Annotated in this window: 19 protein-coding genes and 3 pseudogenes; 5 read left to right on the top strand and 17 right to left on the bottom strand. The window is 35.9% G+C overall.

All coding sequences use genetic code 11. From position 1 onward, the window contains the following. The 4 genes and pseudogenes from DMC01_RS14770 to DMC01_RS16420 all read left to right on the top strand — a co-directional run. Positions 1-96, top strand: a pseudogene (locus tag DMC01_RS14770) (IS1595 family transposase); the annotation flags it as partial. 391 nt (positions 97-487) lie between these two features. After that, a complete protein-coding gene (locus DMC01_RS03370) occupies positions 488-700 on the top strand; it encodes a hypothetical protein (protein WP_142692875.1) in 213 nt (70 codons plus the stop codon). 42 nt (positions 701-742) lie between these two features. Beyond that, positions 743-1,087: an outer membrane beta-barrel protein gene (locus tag DMC01_RS03365; RefSeq protein WP_142692874.1), complete on the top strand. Its 345-nt coding sequence runs from the start codon at positions 743-745 to the stop codon at positions 1,085-1,087. A 270-nt stretch (positions 1,088-1,357) separates the two neighbouring features. Further along, a pseudogene (locus DMC01_RS16420) lies at positions 1,358-1,892 on the top strand (transposase); the annotation flags it as partial. 94 nt (positions 1,893-1,986) lie between these two features. Here the strand turns inward: DMC01_RS16420 and DMC01_RS03355 are convergent. The 17 genes from DMC01_RS03355 to DMC01_RS13180 form a co-directional block, all read right to left on the bottom strand. Continuing rightward, positions 1,987-2,856, bottom strand: coding sequence for a cysteine ABC transporter substrate-binding protein (locus tag DMC01_RS03355; protein WP_142692873.1), 870 nt, complete (start codon positions 2,854-2,856; stop codon positions 1,987-1,989). An 85-nt stretch (positions 2,857-2,941) separates the two neighbouring features. Then, positions 2,942-3,664 carry a tRNA pseudouridine(38-40) synthase TruA gene (truA, locus tag DMC01_RS03350; protein ID WP_142692872.1) on the bottom strand — a complete coding sequence of 241 codons (723 nt, stop codon included), beginning with the start codon at positions 3,662-3,664 and terminating at the stop codon, positions 2,942-2,944. Positions 3,665-3,903: 239 nt separating this feature from the next. After that, on the bottom strand, positions 3,904-4,926 hold the full coding sequence (locus DMC01_RS03345; RefSeq protein WP_142692871.1) for an LptF/LptG family permease: 1,023 nt from the start codon (positions 4,924-4,926) through the stop codon (positions 3,904-3,906). Beyond that, entirely contained in the window at positions 4,923-5,948 is a 1,026-nt protein-coding gene (locus DMC01_RS13185) for a prepilin peptidase (protein ID WP_185908655.1), read from the bottom strand. Before DMC01_RS13185 ends, DMC01_RS03345 begins: the two co-directional genes overlap by 4 nt. After that, the gene (uppS, locus tag DMC01_RS03335; protein ID WP_142692870.1) at positions 5,945-6,622 is read right to left on the bottom strand and encodes a polyprenyl diphosphate synthase; all 678 of its coding nucleotides are present in this window, start codon (positions 6,620-6,622) and stop codon (positions 5,945-5,947) included. The genes DMC01_RS13185 and uppS overlap by 4 nt, the downstream gene beginning before the upstream one ends. A 2-nt stretch (positions 6,623-6,624) precedes the next feature. Continuing rightward, positions 6,625-7,245 (bottom strand): hypothetical protein, encoded by a 621-nt coding sequence (locus DMC01_RS03330; protein WP_142692869.1) that lies wholly within the window; start codon positions 7,243-7,245, stop codon positions 6,625-6,627. Next, positions 7,242-8,444 (bottom strand): bifunctional phosphopantothenoylcysteine decarboxylase/phosphopantothenate--cysteine ligase CoaBC, encoded by a 1,203-nt coding sequence (coaBC, locus tag DMC01_RS03325; protein ID WP_142692868.1) that lies wholly within the window; start codon positions 8,442-8,444, stop codon positions 7,242-7,244. Before coaBC ends, DMC01_RS03330 begins: the two co-directional genes overlap by 4 nt. Positions 8,445-8,637: 193 nt before the next feature. Next, positions 8,638-10,131, bottom strand: coding sequence for a bifunctional UDP-N-acetylglucosamine diphosphorylase/glucosamine-1-phosphate N-acetyltransferase GlmU (gene glmU / locus DMC01_RS03320; protein WP_142692878.1), 1,494 nt, complete (start codon positions 10,129-10,131; stop codon positions 8,638-8,640). Between the two features lie 211 nt (positions 10,132-10,342). Further along, positions 10,343-10,855, bottom strand: a complete 513-nt coding sequence (locus DMC01_RS03315; RefSeq protein WP_142692867.1) for a TlpA family protein disulfide reductase — start codon at positions 10,853-10,855, stop codon at positions 10,343-10,345. Next, positions 10,816-11,718 carry a TlpA family protein disulfide reductase gene (locus DMC01_RS03310; protein WP_142692866.1) on the bottom strand — a complete coding sequence of 301 codons (903 nt, stop codon included), beginning with the start codon at positions 11,716-11,718 and terminating at the stop codon, positions 10,816-10,818. Before DMC01_RS03310 ends, DMC01_RS03315 begins: the two co-directional genes overlap by 40 nt. After that, the gene (locus DMC01_RS03305; RefSeq protein ID WP_142692865.1) at positions 11,711-12,364 is read right to left on the bottom strand and encodes an ABC transporter ATP-binding protein; all 654 of its coding nucleotides are present in this window, start codon (positions 12,362-12,364) and stop codon (positions 11,711-11,713) included. Before DMC01_RS03305 ends, DMC01_RS03310 begins: the two co-directional genes overlap by 8 nt. Beyond that, positions 12,364-13,506 carry an ABC transporter permease gene (locus tag DMC01_RS03300; protein ID WP_142692864.1) on the bottom strand — a complete coding sequence of 381 codons (1,143 nt, stop codon included), beginning with the start codon at positions 13,504-13,506 and terminating at the stop codon, positions 12,364-12,366. The genes DMC01_RS03305 and DMC01_RS03300 overlap by 1 nt, the downstream gene beginning before the upstream one ends. Further along, positions 13,496-14,761 (bottom strand): ABC transporter permease, encoded by a 1,266-nt coding sequence (locus tag DMC01_RS03295; RefSeq protein WP_142692863.1) that lies wholly within the window; start codon positions 14,759-14,761, stop codon positions 13,496-13,498. The genes DMC01_RS03300 and DMC01_RS03295 overlap by 11 nt, the downstream gene beginning before the upstream one ends. Before the next feature lie 31 nt (positions 14,762-14,792). After that, positions 14,793-16,202, bottom strand: coding sequence for a Fe-S-containing protein (locus DMC01_RS03290; RefSeq protein ID WP_142692862.1), 1,410 nt, complete (start codon positions 16,200-16,202; stop codon positions 14,793-14,795). A gap of 59 nt (positions 16,203-16,261) precedes the next feature. Beyond that, positions 16,262-16,801: an iron transporter gene (locus tag DMC01_RS03285; protein ID WP_142692861.1), complete on the bottom strand. Its 540-nt coding sequence runs from the start codon at positions 16,799-16,801 to the stop codon at positions 16,262-16,264. After that, positions 16,798-18,909, bottom strand: coding sequence for an FTR1 family iron permease (locus tag DMC01_RS03280; protein ID WP_246058977.1), 2,112 nt, complete (start codon positions 18,907-18,909; stop codon positions 16,798-16,800). The genes DMC01_RS03285 and DMC01_RS03280 overlap by 4 nt, the downstream gene beginning before the upstream one ends. 116 nt (positions 18,910-19,025) lie before the next feature. Continuing rightward, complete coding sequence (locus tag DMC01_RS13180) at positions 19,026-19,202, bottom strand: hypothetical protein (protein WP_185908653.1); 177 nt, start codon at positions 19,200-19,202, stop codon at positions 19,026-19,028. Positions 19,203-19,508: 306 nt separating this feature from the next. Here DMC01_RS13180 and DMC01_RS03275 point away from each other — a divergent pair. Then, positions 19,509-20,239 (top strand): annotated as a pseudogene (locus DMC01_RS03275) (IS1595 family transposase). Positions 20,240-20,263 lie beyond the last annotated feature (24 nt).

Here is a 20,263-nt window from a genome sequence, read left to right as displayed (position 1 = left end):
GAAACAGAATTTAGATATAATACGAAGAATTTAGGACAAAATCTTTATCAAAATTTTCTGAAATTGATAAGAGAAAATCCTATTAAAGTATCTTGAGCCTTTTAAAATTATCAAAATTTCACAAGCTCATCATTTCAAAATAAAAAGCGATAAAATAAGATTACAAAGCATGAATCAAAACAAAAATATCCCTAGCTTGGATCTTTTTGCCTCCCACCTTCACTCCCTAAACCAAGCAGATTAAAAAGATCAAGGACTCAAGACTAAAACTCTTTGCATAAAAACCTAAACCAACTAAGCATCTAAAAAAGATCAAAGATCTTTTATAAAAAGCTCAAATTTAACAAAAATACAAAATTTCAAATGCCTAAATTTATAAAATTCACAAAAAACTCAAATTTTTAAGCCTCATTTACTCTTCATTGGGGGGGGGTAGAATCTTGTATCTTAGTTTTTTTGCTAAGAAATTCACTTTAAAGGACTCTTTATGAGAAAAATTGCGTTAAGCCTAGTTTTGGCTGGTTTAGTTGCTACTAGTGCGGTGGCTGAGGTAAGTGGCGTTTTTGTTGGCGTGAATGTGGGTTATGGTAGCCTTGATCTAAAAGCAAGTAGTGGCGAAGTATCTGCAAGTGATAGCCTAAACGGAGGTAGATACGGAGTTGTAGCTGGAGCAGTTTTTTGGAGAAAACTTTGGGGCTAGGCTAGTTATGATTATGCACCCTATACAAAGGATACTTCCAAAATAAATAGCTCCAATATCTATGCAAATTTTGACAGCATATATAATTTTGCTTCAAGCCCTACTGCTGATCTTGGTGTTTTTGCTGGCATATATCTTGGCTATGCAAACCACAGCTCAAAAGCAGATCCAAATGACCCAGAGGATACAGAAAAAAGCACAAACGGCTTTGATGCAGGGATTAATCTTGGCTTACGAGCTAGCATAGCCTCAGCTCATGGCATAGAACTTTTTGGTAGGATAGGCTTAATGGAGCAAACAAAGGATTTAGGAGTAGCACCTGATGTAGCAACAATAAAGCTAAAACAGCCTTATGCTATAGGACTTCGCTACACATTTTCTTTTTAGTTAAATTTAGGCGATTGATACTTTTAGCTGATATAATTACGGCCCAAAGCTTGGTAAAATCGATGTTAAATAAGTATATATTTTTGCCCTACATTTAAAAGCGAAAATTTAATCAATTTTAGAATGCTTTTGTGCTAACATTTGCGTAAGCAAAATCGCCGTTTTGTGCAAGGTTTCTCGCCCTTGCGTGAATGCAATTATGCAACAAGCTTTTAACCCTTAAAGAGTGCGAAAAAATCAGCAAAACGAAGTTTCTTTAGAAAATGAGTGGTTGAAGTTGATGAGAGTTATTTCGGTGGTGTGCGTGGAAAGCGTGGGCGTGGGGCTGGTCGCAAGACACCTATGTTTTTACTTCGTTAAGCCTCTTGTCCCTCTGCGAGAAGGAATGTTAAAGCGAAATCGCACGAGTTTATACACTCAAGCACTTACTCTGCCAAAGAGTTGCTGCCTATCATAAAGTACTTTGCATAGCTTAAAGAAAGTGAAATTTACAGCGATGGACTAAAATTCTATGATGGTTTGGTGGATTTTTTACTTCGTTTCGTCTTGCAACTGCGCAGTAGAAGGAGCAAAGTTACAGGGTAAAACACTCTAAAAATGAGTTTGCAAACGGACGAAATCATATCAACAAAATTGTGAATTTCTGAGGACCTTACAAAGGCTAGATTAAGTCAGTTTCACGGCAAAGGAATTTTTCTACCTTCATTTGAAGGAAACTGAATTTAGATCTAATGTCAAGGTTAAAAACGAAAATTTGTATAAAATTTTGTTGAAATGGCTTAGGAAAAATCCTAGGTCATTCTAGCTAAAAGTATCAATCGCCTAAATTTAGCACCGAAACTTAAACGGTGACATTTGACTCTTCATACAAATCAAGATCCCAAAAGGATCTTGATTTTCTAATACTTTCCACCCTCGATAACGACATCATCGGCATTTATATCATCTGTAAAGGCAGCTTTAAGAGTGGTCTCATAAGCCTTGTGAAAGAAACTCTCAGATGCAAGCTTAACTATTAACTCATCTATAAAAGCTCTTAACTCATCATTTCCCTTTTGAACGGCTGGGGCTATGACATCCTTGCTACCAAGCTCACGCACAACCACCTTAAAGCCCTCATTTTCCTTAGCCCAAGCAAAAAGCAAGGTATTATCGTGTGCTAGGGCATCACCTCGCCCATCCTTGAAGGCATTGAAGGTCTCTGTGTTTTGATCAAATCTAATAAGCTCGATCTCAGGGTGATTTTTGGTAAAAAATGCATCTGCTGTGGTGCCTTTATTTACTATAAGCTTCTTGTCCTTTAAGTCCTCAACGCTCGTAATTTCAGAGCCCTCAGGCACGACAATGCCCAAAGAAACCTTCATATAGGGAAGAGCAAAATCCACCTGCTGAGCCCTTTCAGGAGTTTGAGTGAAATTTGCTAAAATAACATCTACCTTGTCAGATTTCAAAAACTCCACTCGGTTTGCAGCCTCTACAGAGACAAACTGCACCTTGTTTTCATCGCCTAGAAGCTCAGCTGCTATACGTTTAGCAAAGACTATGTCATAGCCTTGATTTACCCCACTTGCATCTATGTAGCCAAAAGGAGGCTTGTCAGAAAACACACCTATGCGAATGACACCGTTTTGCTTGATCGTATCAAGGGCTGAGCTGGCCTCGCTAGTAGGCTCTTGGCTTTGAGTGGCTGGCTCACTCTTTTTTTGCTCACAAGCAACAAAAAACAGTGCAACAAAAAGAAGAAAAACAGCTAAAGCTAGTTTTTTCATATTTTACCTTTCTTGCTTTTAAAAAGCTTGGTTGATCTTTCAAAATAATTTGAAGCGAAATATTATACTTAAATAAGCTTAAGTTTTAGTAAAAAATCCTCGCAAGATAAAGGGCGTTTGGTGGGGTGGGGGTGCGAATGTGAGAGGCTTTGGCTAAAATTTGCTCTTTTAAATTATCTTTGCTTAATTTTCCCTCAAGCACGGCTAAAACCCCGCTCATCATAAGGCGAATTTGAGAGCGCAAAAAGCCATTTGCCCTGAATTTAAACACGGTTAAATCCTTATGCGAGTAAGCCTTGGCTATGAAAATACTACGTTTGCTGTCCTTGCTGGGGCTGTTTTGCTTTGCAAAAAGCCTAAAATCGTGAGTGCCTACAAAAAGGGACAAGATTTCATTTGCCTTTTTAATATCAATTTTAGGATAAAAGTGAAAATAAGAGCTTAAAAAGGGATTAAATGCACCGTGATAAAGCAAGTAGCGATACTCTCTCATTTTGGCATCAAAGCGAGGCTGAAAATTTTCACTTACTATTTTTGTGAATTTAATGTTAATGTTAGGGCGAGAAAAGCGGTTGATTAGAGCTTTTAGGGCATTTAAATCCCTAAAATGCTCCCCACACTTCACGCTCGCCACGGCGTTTAAAGCGTGAACGCCTTTATCTGTGCGTGAGGCAAAGAGGGGCTTTTCGTAAATGCCTAAATGCCTTAAAGCCTTTGCAAGTGCGTCTTGGACGCTGTTTTGATGAGGCTGGGTGGCTGAGCCTTGAAATTTTGAGCCATCGTAAGAAAAGATGAGTTTTAGCTTCATAAAAATTTGCCTTTTAAATTTGTTTGAATTTTTTTATTAAAATTGTGTGAATTTTTTGACACTTTTTTAAAAGCACTCAATAATAAAAAATTTAACACGAAAAAAAATTTTTATTAAAATTACTTGCATTTTTGCAAGTTTTAAAATTTAAATAAAACTAAAAACTTGCCTTAAAATTCAAAGATTGTAACTTAAATTCAAACCCACAAATTTTCTTTAAAATTCAACATTTTTAAAAGCTAATATCTATTTAAAATCTTCCTTTTAAAAAGAACAAAAGAAGCCAAAAAAGCACTCAAAAAAATCAAAGCCACAGCCACAAAGGGAGGCTTATAAAAAAGGCTCAAAGCCCCAAAATAAAGCCCTATTACAAGAAAAATTCCAAGATACGCATTCCCCTTGTCATAGCGGTAGGTTACTATGCCAAAGGACAGGGCAAAAAGCGTGCTAGCAAGGGGAAAAAGGGCTATTAGGGTGTAGATGACAAATTCCTTTGCCCTTTTGTCATTTGTATTTAAATCGCTGTAATACTCGTAAAACTTCTTGCTGTCAATGTCTGAGCTAATGAGGGTGTTTATAATCATATCCTCAAAATGCCCAGCATACACGGTTTGATTTTGCTCGAAATTATAGACATTTGCGTTTATGAGTTTAAAGGATAAATTTTGCTGCTTTCTTTCTAAAATTCCTTGCTTTGCAATGATAAAAAATTCCTTCTCGTTTAAATTCTTAACAGGGCGATACATAATAATATTTTGATAAACTCCGTTATTTTCTTCCTCGACAAAAATTAGCCAGTCCATAAATTTTTGCCCAAATTCGCCCGTTTTTATATTTAATTTCACCTGGGTTTTTTTAAAATCAATGAAATTATTTTGCAAGACAAAGGCAACGGGTATGAAAACAAGAGAAATCACCAGCCCAAAGGCACTAAACAAAGCAGCTAGTCTTAAAAAAAACCTTGCGATTAACTTCGGCGAAAAGCCAAGGGTGAAATACACTATGCTTTCATTTTCGCGTGAGAGCCTGTGAAGCGTCATCGTAAGGGAGATAAAAAAACTTAAAGGCATAGTAAAAATGAGAATTCGAGGTAGCATAAAGCTATAAAGCTTGAAAAAATCCCCAAGGCTAATTTCAATGCTAGCTGTCATTCTAGCAAGCTGAATGAAAAAGACCATTGAGACTATGAGAAAAAGCACTCCAAAAAGCGAGAGCTGGGTGCTTAAAAACTGATTTAGCAAGTAGCGATAAACAAGCCTCATAAGAACTCTCCAAGTGCCAAAACAAGCACGAAGGCAAGGCTTAAAAAGGGGATGAAGGGCAGTTCGTAGGAATGAGTTGCAATTTTTAAGCCTTTGTGAGCTTGAATTTCTTTTTTTGTGCTTGAATTTATGGCTCTTAATTCACAGTTTTTGCTTTTAAATTCAGCACCTTGACTTAAAAATTCAACCCTTTTTGCTTTTTTGCTCTCTAAAAGCTTAAAATACATACAAAGTGGCAAAGCCAAAATGGCAGCTAAAAAAATGACACAAAAACCCTTTGTAAACCCTAAAATTCCGCCCATTGCGGCTATGATTAAAATATCCCCCTCGCCCATACTTTCTAAGTTTTCATTTTGTCTTTTGAAATTTAAAACGCAAGAAACAAGGCTTTTTAGCAAGAAAAAAAGGCCAGCAAAAATGGGGGCATTAAGCACAAAGCCATCAATTTCGCCCCAAAAGCCATAAATATCGTTTAAATTCACGCTATAACAAAAAGCAAGGATAAAAGCCGCCCACAAAAGCGTTTCAGGGACGGCTTTTAGTTTTAAATCAATTAAGGATAAAAGCAAAACCGTGCTTAAAAAAAGTGCCAAAAAGATAAAATTTAACGTGAATTTTTGAGCATCAATAAGGCTTAAAATTTCTATGAAATCACTGTTTAAGGCATTTAAAATGCCCCCAAAAGCCACATTGATCTTACTGTCATTTAGGGCATTAAATTCACCGCTTAAAGCATTAAATTCAGCATTTAAGCTAAGAAAAAATGCAAAAACAAATAAAAGCGAACACAAAAGCTCGCAAAAAGGACTTAAAGGGCTGATTTTTGCCCCACAAAAGCCACATCTTCCACGCAAAAAAATGAAAGATAAAAGCGGAATTAAATGATAAAATTTAAGCCTTTTTTCGCATTTAAAGCAAAATGAACGGGCTTGTAAAATGGGCTTTTTAGCACAAAATCTCTCATAAAAAGCAAATACAAAAGAACCAACGCAAAGCCCAAACAAAAAAACAAAAATTATCATTTACCAAAGGTCCTCTCGCGTTTGTAAAACTCCCTAATGGCACGTTTTAACTCCCTTTTTGTAAGCCCCGGAAACAAGGTATCGCTAAAACAAATCTCAGCATAAGCACACTGCCAAAGCAAGAAATTTGAAAGCCTTTTTGCACTGCCAACCCTCAAGATTAAATCCACATCCAAAGGCAAATCCAAATTCGCACTTATGTTTTTTTCATTTAGCTCTAATCCTTGCGTAACCACCTTTTGAGCCGCACGCACTATCTCATCTTTGGCTCCATAACTTATAGCCATATTTACGCATAAAAGGGCGCAATTTTTCGTGGCATCTTCGGCGTTTTTGATTTTTGCTCTTAAATGTGGCTGCAAACGGCTTAAATCGCCTATGGCACGAAGTTTTATATTATTGTCAATGCACCTTTGCAAATTTTCGTCCAAAACCTTTTCTAAAAGTGCAAAGATAAAGTCTATTTCATCTTGCGGTCTAGCCCAGTTTTCGGTGCTAAAGGCAAAAAGAGTGAGGCTTGAAATTTCTTCTTCAACGCAAATGCGAATGAGTCGCTCGACAATTTTAACTCCCTGAGTATAGCCTATTTCTTTCAAAAAGCCATTTTTCAAAGCCCAACGTCTATTTCCATCCATCACAACGGCAAGGTGATTTAATTTGTTTTTTTGACTCATTTTTATCCCTTAAAATCAAGCAGTTTTTTAAACTCAAACATACTAGTAACGCTTTTTTCTTGCACTATATCAAGGCTTAAATGCTCTTTTAAAAACCTTGCTACCTTGTAAAAGGGGGTATAAACCGTATTTGAGCCCTCTTTCATAACCAGCTTTAAATTTCCAAATACACTAAAAAACAAAAAAAGCTCGCTTTGCTTCGTGCTTAATCTAAGCTGAAACAAGCAAGGTTTATTCTCAAATACAAAGGGAATATGATAAATATTTTGCGAGAGTGCAAAGAGCATTTCTTTGTAAATGCTAAAAGTTGTGCTATTTTTTGAGCCTATTAAGGAGCTTAAAACAAAGGCTTTAAAATTAAAATTAGGCTCTTCTAAAAGCCTAACTATCAAAGCAAGCCCTTCCTCAAAAAAGGCGATCTTTGGCTTTTTGTAAAGATTTTTAAAGGTGATTACGCCCCCTTTGTTCTCATAAAGTTCTGCTATATACTCAGCTCCTATTTCAAGCTCGATTAGGCTTTTGGTGCTAACTTCTTTATGATTTAAAAGCAGGGTGTAGCGGTTGAAGCTGTGCCTTGCTATGACCCTCATATCAATGGGCAAGGTAGCATTTATCATACTCATAGTTCTTTACACCTTTTTGCTATTTCAAAGGCTAAATCTAGCTTACTTTTAAGCCCTAAATCCTCAGTAAAATCCTTTGTGATAAGCGTTAAGGCATTCATATCACTTGCAAAGGCTTTGTTTGTAGGGCTTAAAACATTTAGGCAAATCATATTTAAGCCTTTTTCTTTTAGTGAATTTTTGGCGTTTTCTAAGGCATTTTTTGCCTCAAATTCAAGCTTAAAGCCTATCTTTTTGCCCTTAAATTCAAGGTTTTTAAGCAAATCTTTAGCTGGCTTTAAGCTCAAACTTAAACCTTGTTTAAAATCGCTTTTTTTAAGTTTGCCCTTGTGAAATGTGGGTAAAAAATCGCTCACAGCCGCACTCATTAGCAAGAAATCATCGTTTTTATGCTCACTCATTAAGGCTTCAAGCTCAGCGACACTCTCAAAATGCTTGCTTTCATAAGGCAGATTTTCAAAATCAACCGAGCTTAAAAGGCTTACAGTGGCACCAAGTGCATAAAAGGCATCTGCAAGGGCTTTGGCCATTTTGCCACTTGAAAAATTGCCTATGTAGCGAACCTCATCGATTTTCTCCCTCGTGCCACCCCCTGTTATTACCACTTTTTTGCCTACAAAAAACTCATCCTTTAAAAGCACTCTTTTAAGGGCAAAAATGATGCTTTCAAGCTCTGCTAAGCCCCCTACTCCAAGCTCCCCACAGGCTAAAACCTTGCTTATAGGCTCTATAACTGTGGCACCGTTTTTTTTCAAAAGGGTAAGCGAGTTTTGTGTGCTAAAATGATTAAGCATTCTTGTGTTGGCTGCTGGGGCTATGATGAGAGGGGCATTTGAGGCGATTAGGGTTTGAATGAAAAGATTATCGGCTATGCCGTTGGCTAATTTATTTATGGAATTCACGCTTGCAGGGGCAAAAATTATGGCATCGCAGTCCTTGCTAAAGGCTATGTGATTTTTGTCGTTTTCACACATTTGACCCACATTTTTAGCCCCCACCCAAGTTTCATTTTCCTTGCTTAAAACCCCATCACACAGGGCTTCAAAGCTTAAATGACTAGCAAAGTTTAAGACCCCATCGCTTAAAAGCACCTTTACTTTCAAGCCTTCTTTTTTTAGCATTGAAATTAGCTCATAAGCCTTGTAAAAGGCTATGCTGCCACTTATGGCTAATAAAATGGTTTTATCTTTAAGCAACATTTTTTGCCCTTTTTAATTTTAAAATTTTTACCTTTTTCTAATATAAATTCACTAAAAATTCACGCTTTTTGCTGAATTTTTTACAAAGTCAAGCTATTTAAATTCAATTTTTTATAAAAGTTATAGCCTTAAAATTTAGCGAAATTTTCATAATTTTTCTCGCCAAAATTAAGCGTGAATTTTTTAACAATTCTCATTTTTTAAGCCCAAATTTTTTGTAAAAATAATCCTTGACGATTTGTTCTTTCGCCCTATTTATAAACAAAGCACCTTTTGGCACATCGCTTGTAACGCAGCTTCCAGCAGCTATTATGACATCATCAGCCACACTTACAGGTGCTATGAGCTGAGTATCTGAGCCCACAAAGACATTTTTGCCTATGAGGGTGCGATGCTTTTTAAGTCCGTCATAATTACAAGTGATGGTCCCGCAACCTATATTTGAGCCATCCCCTACTTCACAGTCTCCTAAATAACTTAAATGCCCAGCCTTAACCCCTTGCAAAAGGGCGTTTTTACACTCTACAAAATTACCTATGTGTGAATTTTTAATTTTGCATTTGGGGCGAAGGTGAGCCAAGGGTCCCACATCCGAGCTTTCAACTAGACTTTCTTCAATCACGCTTGTAGCCTTAATGTGTGAATTTTTTACTGTACTATCTTTTATAATGCTTGAATTTTCTATGACAGAGCTTTCAATCACGCTCTTTCCCTCAATTCTCACATTTTCATAAAGCTCACACTCGCCTATAAACTTAGCATCAAGGCTTACAAAACTTGACTGAGGATTATGAAAGATGACACCCTCACGCATTAAAGCTTCTTTAAGCTCATCTTGCATTAAATTTTCAGCCCTTGCAAGTTCAATTTTATCATTAACGCCCATAAATTCACGCTCACAGGCAAAAAATGGCAAGATAGGCTCACCCTTTTTATGTGTCAAACTTACAAGATCCGTTAAATAATACTCCTTGGCGGCGTTTTTGTTATCTATCTTTGGCAAAAGCTCGTTTAAAAGCATTTTATCAAGGGCATAAACCCCGCTGTTGCAGATATTTATGCTTTTTTGGGTGTCGCTTGCGTCCTTGAATTCAACGATTTTTTCGATTTTATTTTTTTTGATGATAACTCGTCCGTAGTTTTTAGGATTCTCGCTTTCAAACACCCCCACAACAAGATTTGATTTTTCAAGCATTTTAAGCATTTCTTGCAAGGATAAAGCCTTAATTAAGGGCATATCCCCACATAAAACTATGATTTTGTCGTGTTTTGGAGCATAGTTTCGCAAAGCACCTGCTGTGCCTGGGTAGTTTAAATGATCCTGTGTGATGATTTTTGTGTGCGGAAATTCACTTAAAATAGCGGCGGCAACTTCTTCTTTTTGATGATAAAGCACCACTGTTACATCATCGCTCACAACAAAAGCTTGCTTTAAAATATGCAAGATCATAGCCTTGTCGCAAAGTTTTTGCAACACCTTTGGAGTAGCACTTTTCATCCTCGTGCCAAGCCCTGCGGCTAAGATTACAACTGATACAGAATTTGAAGGATCATTTTTTTGTATATCTTTGAGTAAGCTTTTACTTTCTTTTAAAGCCTCATTTTTACTGCCTTTTTTGTGGGCGCTAAGATTTTTGGGATCTTTGTTTGATTTTATTAGTGAGTTTTGATTAGCTTTGTGTGCCATATTGTGCCTTGAATTTTTAGGCTTATTGTAGCATAAACTTAATAATAAGAAGGCTTTTATACTATAAGATCTATGTTTTAGTTTGCAACTGTTTTTAAAGACTTGATTTTTATAAAAAATTGACATTAAAATATAAAATTCACAAAGTAAAAGCTCTAAGCCATTTTTTAAGAACAAAAGCAAAAAATTTGCAAAAAGCCCTTCTCTTAGATCAAAGTATTTTGACAAGCTCTTTAAGCAAAAGAGTTTCTAGCGTAAGTCCTATAAATAGCTCTCTTTGAATGCCCTCTTTATCAAAAAAAACAGTAACAGGCACCCCATAAATTCCACCAACAGCACGAGATAAAAGCTCACTTGCCCTTTTTTCATAAAAAAGTGGAAAAGCTATACCCTTTTCTTTGGCAAAAAGGATGGCATCTTCTTTATCTTGTGCATCGTTTAAAACAACAAAGAAATCAAAATTAGCAAGTTCTTTTGGGACCTCATTTTTTGCTTTTAGCTCATTTAGTATGCGAATTTGCTCCTTGCAAACGCCACAGTCTTTGGTAAAAAAAACAAGTGCAAAGGGTTTTTGAGTGCCTAAATCTAATCTTTTTTCAAAGCCATTAAAGCTGAATTTATAGCTTTTTTCGCTATTTATGGCCTCAAAATCTCGCTTAAATTCACAGCCTACAAAAAAGATGCTTAAAGCAAGGACAAGAGCTTTGAGTGCAAATTTTGCCAAGGCTTATCTCCTATTAAACGTTCCACCACCACGCCCTCTTTGATGATGATGGTTGTTGGTAGGGCAAAGATGCTATATCTTTGCCAAGAAAGATCCAAATCATCCTTTGTAAAAATGATATTATCAATTCCAAGTTCTTTTTTAAGCTCGGCAATCTTTGCCAACTCATCTACTGAATTTATGCCTATGATCTTAATCTTGTCTAAATTTTCTCCTGCAAAGCTATCAAGCAAGGGCAATTCTTGCAAACAAGCCTTGCATCCATCCTCGAAAAATACCAAAACAGCCACCTTGTCGCGTGGTAAATTCACAGCCTCACCTAATAAATTCTTAGCCGAAATTTTAGGAGCTTCCTTGCCAACCTCCCCTCCATTTGAATAAAAACAAGCAGATAAAAAAAAGCAACTAAGTAAAACAAAACTAGACTGTGTGAATTTTTTATATAAATTCACATAAAACACTGTGTTTTTGCAAATTTTTAAGGGGCAAGCTTTTAAAATAGGCAAAAAATGATCAAATAAGGCATTAAAGCTTGTTATAACTTTGTTTTCTAAATTTAAACTAAAATCTTGCTTAAATTTTGACATTAAGCCTTGTTTAAGCACATAGGGTGCTTGAGTTTTTACTGAGATAAAACTTAAAAGCACAGTTAAAAACTGCTTTTTTATCCTACTTGCAAAAGAACTTTTTAGCTGATCCTTTGCTAAATTTAGAAAGGTTCTAAGTGCCAAAGGAGGTCTTTTTTTTCTAGCAAAAAAGAGCCTTGAAAGAAAGCTTAAAAAGGCTTTTGCTCTTAGCTTTCTAGCTAATTTTAAGCCAAAGTTACTAAGCTTTGAAAAAAAAGGGCTAAATATTTCAAGCATTTTGCATTACTCCATGGCGAAGGATCATCATTTTATCAGCCTGTTTGCCTAGCATTTCATTGTGAGTGATTAAAACTATGGTTTTACCCTCATTTTTAAGCTGTCTTAAAAGCTCAAGCACCTTTTTTTCATTTGCCTCGTCCAAATTACCAGTAGGCTCATCTGCTAGTAAGAGCTCGGGATTGTTGATTAAGGCTCTTGCTATGCAAAGTCTTTGCTGCTCCCCACCGCTAAGCTCATTTGGAAGGTGTTTCAAGCGGTGCGAAAGCCCCACCTTTTCAAGCACAGCCCTTGCATCCTCCTCATCAACGCTTGAGTGATAAAACTGAGCTAACATCACATTTTCAAGGACATTAAGATATGGTATGAGGTGAAATTGCTGAAAAATAAGCCCTATCTTCTCTCTGCGAATAACAGTTTTTGCCTCCTCATTAAGGGTGCCAACATTTACGCCTCCTAAAAAATACTCCCCATTGCTTTGCTCATCCATCAAAGAAAGTATGTTTAAAAGCGTGGATTTGCCACTACCACTTGGACCCATTATGGCAAGCCACTCTCCTTCAAGCACTGTAAAATTAATATCTTGCAAGGCCTTCACCTCTCCAAAAAGCTTGTTTAGATGCTGAATTTTAATTACCTCTTTCATTATTCACCTTTCAAATTATCACATACATTGATATTTAATGCCTTTTTTATTGGAAAAAATGCCGCAAAAAAGGCAAAGACAAGCGAGATAAGCACTGCTAAAACAGCAGCCTTAAAGCGAAAATCAATGCCAGCATTGAAGATAATCCATCCAAAGACATTGGCAAGGGCATAACCAAAAATTATGCCCAAAAATGAAGCTATAAGGGCAAGCACAAGGCATTCAAGCCCAAAAAGCTTGGCTATGTCAGCCTTTCTTGCACCCAAAGCTAAATGAAGTGCTATTTCTTTTTTGCGAGAAAAAATGATGGAGCTGAGAGTGGTATTAACGCTAGTTGAGGCTATGATTAAGACCACAAGTACTATTAAAAACATCAATGCCTTAAGCTTGTCAAGCACCAAACCCTCGCTTAAAGATACCGAGGAAATAGGCTTTGCGTTTAGCTCCTCATCGCTAATTCTAGCAGCTACCTCACTTACATCATCATAGTTTCCATAAACTAGACCTGTGGCATAGTTTATGCCCTCTTGTTTACTTAAAATTTGCACCACCTCAAGAGGTGCTAAAAAAAGTGTATCAAATTCATCATTACTTGATAAAATGCCCTTGATCTTTAAGGCAGCCTTTTCCCCATCAAGTCCGTAAAGTTCAAGCTCTCGTCCTATTAGGGATTTTAAGCTTTCTTGTTTGTTGCCACTTATGATCTTATTTGCTAAATCTTTGCCTATAAAGGCAGAATCAGCCTTAAAATCACTCAAAGAAAAGCTACCCTCAAGCACATCTATAAAGGGCTTTGTAAGCCTTAAAGAGCCAAAATCTGTGCCAAGTACCAAGGTCTCAGCCCCATCAACATTTAAAAAGGAGTAAAGATAAGGGGTTACCCCTCTTGTATTAAGCTCTTTTTTTGCTCTTTCAAAGGCTTCGTTGCTGATGTTTTCATTTTCTTGCATTGATAAAATATTTAAATTTGCCCCATAAGCCTTTAACTCCTTGGAAAGCTTGGTGTCAATGTCAAAATAAATATTCAAAAAAGCAGAACTCACAAGGGCGGCGATAAAGATCGCAAGTATGATGATAAATACCCTTCTAAATGAAAAAATAAGGCTTTTAAAAAGCTCTCTTGTTAAAAAACTATTTACCATAAAGCACCTGCACAGGAAGTAGATTTACTATATCTTTTAAAGAAAGCAAGCAACCTAAAAGCACGATGATAAGGGCAAAGGCAAGGCACAAAGGAAGTGCTATAAAGCTAATAGCAATGGTATAATCAAAAATACTTAAGGCTATAAGCTCGCTAAGCCCTACTCCAAAAGCAAAGCCAAACAAGGCTGCTATCAAGGCTACAAGCACATTTTCGCTAGCAAAGATCACATAAATTTGAAAGGCATTGGCTCCTAAGACCTTTAAAAGTCCGATCTCTTTCTTGCGTGAGTGAATTTCACTACTCATCAAGCTAGCAATGGCAATGCTTGAAACAACCAAGCAAATCAAGGCTGTAAGCCCCATAAGGCTTTGAATCTTACTAATAATTAAGCTCTCAGCATCGCTAATTGCTGTTTGAGGCTTAGCACTTGCACCTTTGAAATCCTCTTCTATTTGATAGGCTATTGAATTTACATAAGCAGAACAATACCACTTGTCAAATTCAAGCTGATTTAAAGAGCTTGTATCCCGGCGAGCCTTTTGAGAAAGATCATCCTCTGGTATGGTTAAGGCTGAGACCTCTGCGTGTGAGAAAACACCTTGTTTATTAAGCATTTGCTGGGCTAAATTTAAGCTCATAATGATCTTGTTTGCATTCTTACCAGCGTTATGCAAGATGCCTACTACTTGAAATTCTAAGCCATTTAAATTCACAGTATCTCCAATTTTTAAGGAATTTTTACTTGCAAATTCATCGCCAAGCATTATATTGCTACTATCATCGTCTTTTATCCACTCTCCATCAACTTGCAAGATAGGATATAAATTTTTTATGCCCGTGCTAAAATCATCCTCATCAGCAATTTCAATGTGCTTGTCAAAATAAGTGCCTATAATAAGCACTTCCTTGTCCTTCATCATAACAGAACCATCCAAAAAAGGAGCAAAGGCTGTGATGTTATTTCTCCAAAAAATTTCTTTGATCTTATGTAGATCATTTTCCTCTAAGTAGCTTTTATTTTTCAAAGGCTCATAAATCTTGCCCCCTACTTCTATGCTAAGATTAGAACCCTTTGGCAAAACTATGATGTTTGAACCATAGCTTCTAAGCTGCTTTCCTACCTCATTTCCTATACCAAGAGTGATATTTAGCATAGCACATAAAAGCAAGGTAGCCAAAAAGCAGGTTAAAAACACCAAGATCTTTTGAATTTTATTCTTAAAAATAGAACTTTTAATCATAGCCCACAACATTTAAAGCCTCCTTTTTTAAGATCTAAGCCCATCAAATGCCCTCCTCATAGCCTTGAATTCTAAATCTAGCACTTAGATTATTATCCACATAGCTTTGAGGATCATTTACGAAGGCATCGTAATTTTCCTTAGTTTCAAAATAATAAGTAAAGCCCTTGTAAATGTAAGAATACTCAGCCTTTGAGTTAAGTATTTGTCCCTTTGAAACAGGATCTGTTACCATGACTTCTTTGATCTCTGTAAAGAAATTTGAGCCATAAATCACATCTTCAAGCTTGATTGTGATCTTTTCTCCATCAAAGTCGTATTTGAGGGGTATGGGATTACAACCTCCTTCTTTACCTACGCTCAAAAGGAAGATCCTTACATTGCAAGCTATGCAAATAAGCTCCCCTCCTCTTTTTACATAGCCCATCTCTCCACAAATCATACAAGCATCAAAAACGGCAACAGGTGAATCTCTATCCTCTCTTTTATTCATCAAAAAAAATCTCACCACCTTGCCCTCGCTTGTTACATAAGCAAATCGGTGTAAGCCATTATCTCTTAAAAGCTCTATATCAAAGACAAAAAGCCCATTTTCATCTGGCAAAAGCTCGGTTGGTGGATCTATATTTATGGGCTTAGAGGCTACTAAATCAAAATGCAAAACTATACCAAAGGCAATAAGCACACTAGCAAGGCTGGATGTAAAAAAGGCATTGATTTTAAAGGTATTTGCCTCGTTTTTTCTATAAGCTATGTCAAATAAATGTTTTTTAGCTAGATTTTTTATCTTAAATTTCAAAGAAGCAAAGGCCAAAACAAGTACAAAGAACATATATAAATAATTCATCATCTTAGAATAATACAAGCTCTTAGCCACAAAAGACAAAGTAAAAGAATGAGTATCTATAAAATGCTCCCTCATAGCAATGAGTAAGATGTTTGCCAAACTTTTATCAAATTCACACAAAAATACAAGGCTTAAAATTACCAAGCTTAATTTTTTATTTAAGCTAAACTGCCAACGCAAGAAAAAGAAAAGCACAAAGCACAAAACAAAGGCTAACAATATAAAAGATATAGAAAAAATTGCCTGACTGTCAAGTAAAGAGCTTGTAAAGATAGGAAAATCCTGACTTAGATAATAATACCTTATAGCAAAGGCAAAGCTCATTAAGAACATAAAAGCAAGTCTAAATATAAAAAGTTCTTTTTGTATAAGACTTAAAATAAAAAGCACCAAGAGGCTAAAAAGAAAAACTGTGTTGGTATAAAAATGAAGCTCATCTGTTTTAAGATAGGCAGCAGAAATAAAAAATGTAAAATATCCAAACAAAAATGCCAAAAAAGAGGCTATGAAAATTTTAAATAAATCTTTAACTACAGCAGTAGCAAAGGAGCTAATAAAGACAAAGGGCAAAAAAACAGAAAAAAAATGAAGAAAATAAATGCTCAATTTCAAATCCTTTTTAAATTTAACAAAGGCTCTCCTAGCCAAAAGCTAGGAGTTAGTGCTTACTTAGGGGCACCTGTGTATTTAAATTTATAGCTTACCTTAAAAGGCTGAAACCACTTGCCAACCCCTGTTTCCTTGTCAGTGTGGCGACCAAAGCCTTGCTTTTCAGGATTTTCAATGATATAGGTCAACTCGTAATTACCAGGTCCAAATTTACCGCTTTTATCCTTTTCCATAGCTATATTTGCACCATAGTGAGGGCCGTCATCAGCTGTCATAGGCATAAAGGTTCCCCTTTTAACCCCACCTGTGTCAAGATTTTTAAGCTCATAGGCTATGCTAAGATAGGGTATCCAAAAGCCCTCTGGAAAGCCGTTTTTGTTACCCTTGATAGCGTGAATGTCAGCTTCAAGGTGAATATCAGCCAAAGAAGCAGCTAGATCTATACCCTTTGGTTCCATTTCTATTGGTTGAAGATAAACAGCAGCTATCTCCATACCATTTCTTTCTATAGGATCACCAATTGGCACCTCAGCACCAAAAACGCCACTTGCAAAAACAGCTGCTGCTGCAATGCTTAATAATGATCTTTTAATCATCGTTTTACTCCTTGTGAAGATGTAATTTTATGTGTTATAAAAATGCCTAAGATAAGCATTGTTAAAACTATAAGCTGGGGAATGAGAGTTTCGTAGTATGGATACACTCCAAGCCACAAAATCGCATCAAATTTAATGGGCAAAAAGGTAGGCGTAATAAGCTTACCCTCGATAAGCTCACCAATGCCCTTGCCTGTGAAAACAAAGACCATATAAAAAATGATATAAGAGGTAAGATAGAAAAACTGCTTTACAGGAATTCTAATGGCTCCTGCTTTAAGTAAGAAATATAAAATTATAATTATCAAAGAACCAACTCCAAGCCCAGCAAAAACAGCCCCATAATCAGTGCTAGTTCTTGCATCAAAAAATAAGGCTTGATAAAAGAGCACAGTCTCGGCTCCCTCTCTATACACAGCCAAAAAGACGGTCCACCAAAGAGTTGTAGCTGAATTCTTAGATATAGCAGCAACCGCTTGTCCTTTGATGAAATTAGCCCACTGCTTGTTTCTTGCATTTGAAAGTAACCAAAAGCCAACATAAAAGAGTAAGCCAACAGCAAGTAGCATAGCAATGCCTTCTATTAACTCCCTACTTTGACCTGCATTTTGCTTAAAGATCCAAGACACCAAAAAGGCTGTTACGAAACTTAACACTATACCTGTTAGAAGGGCTGAGTAGGCTATGTTTAGACGGTTTTTGTTCCCACTTTGTATGAGATAAGAAACTATTGCTACTACTATGATAAGAGCCTCCAAACCCTCTCTTATGATGATACCAAAAGCCCAAATGAAAAGTGCATAGGGGGTGGATTCTTGAATCTTATCTACCATTGAGGCTACTAGGGTATTTAACTCATCAAAGGTGGTACTTAACTCATCCTTTGAGGCACTAGCCTTAATGAGTGCTACCCCTTGAGAAAAGAGACTTTCTATTTTAAGCTTCATATTGCTATCAACAGCACCAACCTTGCTTTCCATACCACTTGCCTCAAATATATCAAGATAGGTATTTTGCAAGGCATCTATGCTGGATTTACTAAAACCTTGATAATCTTCTAAGATATTATCCAAGGCTATTTTAATATCATCAGCTACCTTTGAATAATCAGTTACATTAATAGCATTTTCATCAAAGCCTGAGACTTGAATTTTAGCAATTTGATCCTCTGGGATTTGCAAGAAGGCATCAAAGATCAGCTCCTCTATCTTTTCAAGCTCTGTTCTTAATGTCCTTTCGTCTATATTTGCCTCATCAAATTTAGCTATAAGACTTCTTATGCCTTGCTGAATTTTTGCATCCAAGCCAGCCGTCGTAAAGCCACTAACTACCACCTCTGCTTTTGAGTTTCTATAATCATCAAACAAGGCACTGTGAAGTAGATCCTTGGCGGATTGTATATTGTTATTTTTAAACTCATTCGCAGCTTCTAGGAATTTTGTAGAGATATTGTCCATTAAAAATTGCAATTTTATATTGATAGCAGAGGCAGCTTGAAGCTCTGAGATAGTATCCATATCCTCTTGGCTTTGTGAGGCTTCTTGATTTGAGGCTTGTGCTAAATTTTCTTGTTCTTGAATATCTTCGCTACTTTGGGTACTTGGCTGAGTATCAGAATCTCCTAACAAAGCAAATAAGGCATCAGCTTCTGCTTGACGCTTTTTTTCAGCCTCCAAAGAAGCAGCCTCTGCAATCTTATCATCTGTGGTATCGCTTTTTTCAGCCTCTAAACGAAAGCCGGTTTGTATGATAGGAGCAACCTCATCTAGATCAAAAATAAGACTTTCAACAAGGGCTTCTATCTTGTTTAACTCAGCCTTGTCCTTATACATTCTGCGTAAATTTGAGAATTTTCTCTCCATAGTGATGGCTTTTCGTCCTACATTTCTACCTATAGGACCTTCCATATTTTCAAAATGCTGAAAATACGCATCCTCGCTCTTCTTCTTAGCCTCATCAGCTTTACCCTGTTTGTAAAGCTCTATACTTTCGTGTAAAATACCTTTAATTATGTTTGCCTCAGCTATATAATCATCCACGCGAGCAAAAGAAACTGTAACAAAGATGGATAAAAGAAGTAAAAATTTACGCATTTTACAAACCTTAATATTGAAATCAAATATAAAATTTGTAAAAGTGTAGTATTTTTTTGCTTAAATTAAAATAAAAGTTATCAAAATTAAAGTATTAATAAAATCAAACCCACAAAGGATACAAATATGTCTCATTCATTTAAATCATCGCCCATTTTTGAGGTAACCTCTAAGAGATCAAAGGCTTCTATAAACTGGTCTAAATTTTCATAATGAAGTACTAATTCCTCAAGCAAAAGCTCTATATCATCGCGGTTTAGCTCTAAATAAGCTGTTCTATCATTTGGATTTTCGACCCTTACAACCATTTTTTATCCTTTTTAATGTTTATTTAAGCGTGATTATACTAAAAAATTTATAAAAAACACTTTATTTTGTCAATTTTTATCTGCAAAGAGCTTAATCTAAAATTTTAAGGCCTTTTAGCCTAAATGTATGAAAGATAAATAGCTTGTTTATCGCTTGTTATATCAAAATCTACAAATTTAAATTTGTTGCAATAAAAAACTATAATTTTAAGCAAAAATCTTTCACAAAATATTTCAAAAGTGTAAATTTGAAACAAAAGAATTAGGCTCAAGACAACTTAATCTCCAATAAAGAAGTTTTAAATTATGATTGTGTCGATGAAAAAGAAGTATATCAATCGTTTCAAAATTTCAGAGGCTAAATTTAGAGAAATTGTAAAGTATTTTTTTACTTCGTTACACTCGTAACTTTTCAAGAAGCCTTGATATTAAAGCCATAAAAATTGCAAAATTAAGCAAAATATCTCGCCAAAGTATCAATAAAATCATTAAAAATATTAGAATCTGAATAGCACAAGAATGTGAAAAAATTTCTACATTAAATGGCGAAATTGAAATAGATGAAAGCTATTTCACTGCTAAAAGAGTAAGAGAAAAACATCTGTGTGTTTGCTTCGTTATACTTGCAACTTTGCAAGAAGGCATGTTAAAACGCTAGACTAGCGTTTATACTCAAGTAGTAAATAATTCAAATGAACTTTTGCCTATTATACGAGATTTAAGCAGTTATGAATGAGGCAGAATTTATAGTGATTGTTGGGGGAGAGGTTATGACGGCTTAGTGGATTTCGGTGCAAAGGCACATTATAGAGTAAAACATTCTAAAAATGAGTTTGCAAATAACAAAAATCACATTAACGGAATCGAAAATTTCTGAGGCTATGCCAAGCATAGATTAAGCAAATTAAAAAGAATCAAAAAAAGGGTAATTTTATGCTTCATCTAAAAGAAACAGAATTAAGGCGAAAATTTTGAGACAAAATCTTTATCAAAATTTATTAAAGTTGATAAGAGAAAATCCGCTTAAATTGTCTTGAGCCTATGATTTTTGTCTGCTTTGT

Origin of the sequence: Campylobacter troglodytis (genome assembly GCF_006864425.1) — a bacterium.
GTDB classification, from domain to species: domain Bacteria; phylum Campylobacterota; class Campylobacteria; order Campylobacterales; family Campylobacteraceae; genus Campylobacter_D; species Campylobacter_D troglodytis.
Note: the sequence above shows the minus strand (reverse complement) of the source record. Positions and strands in the feature narration are given on the sequence as shown.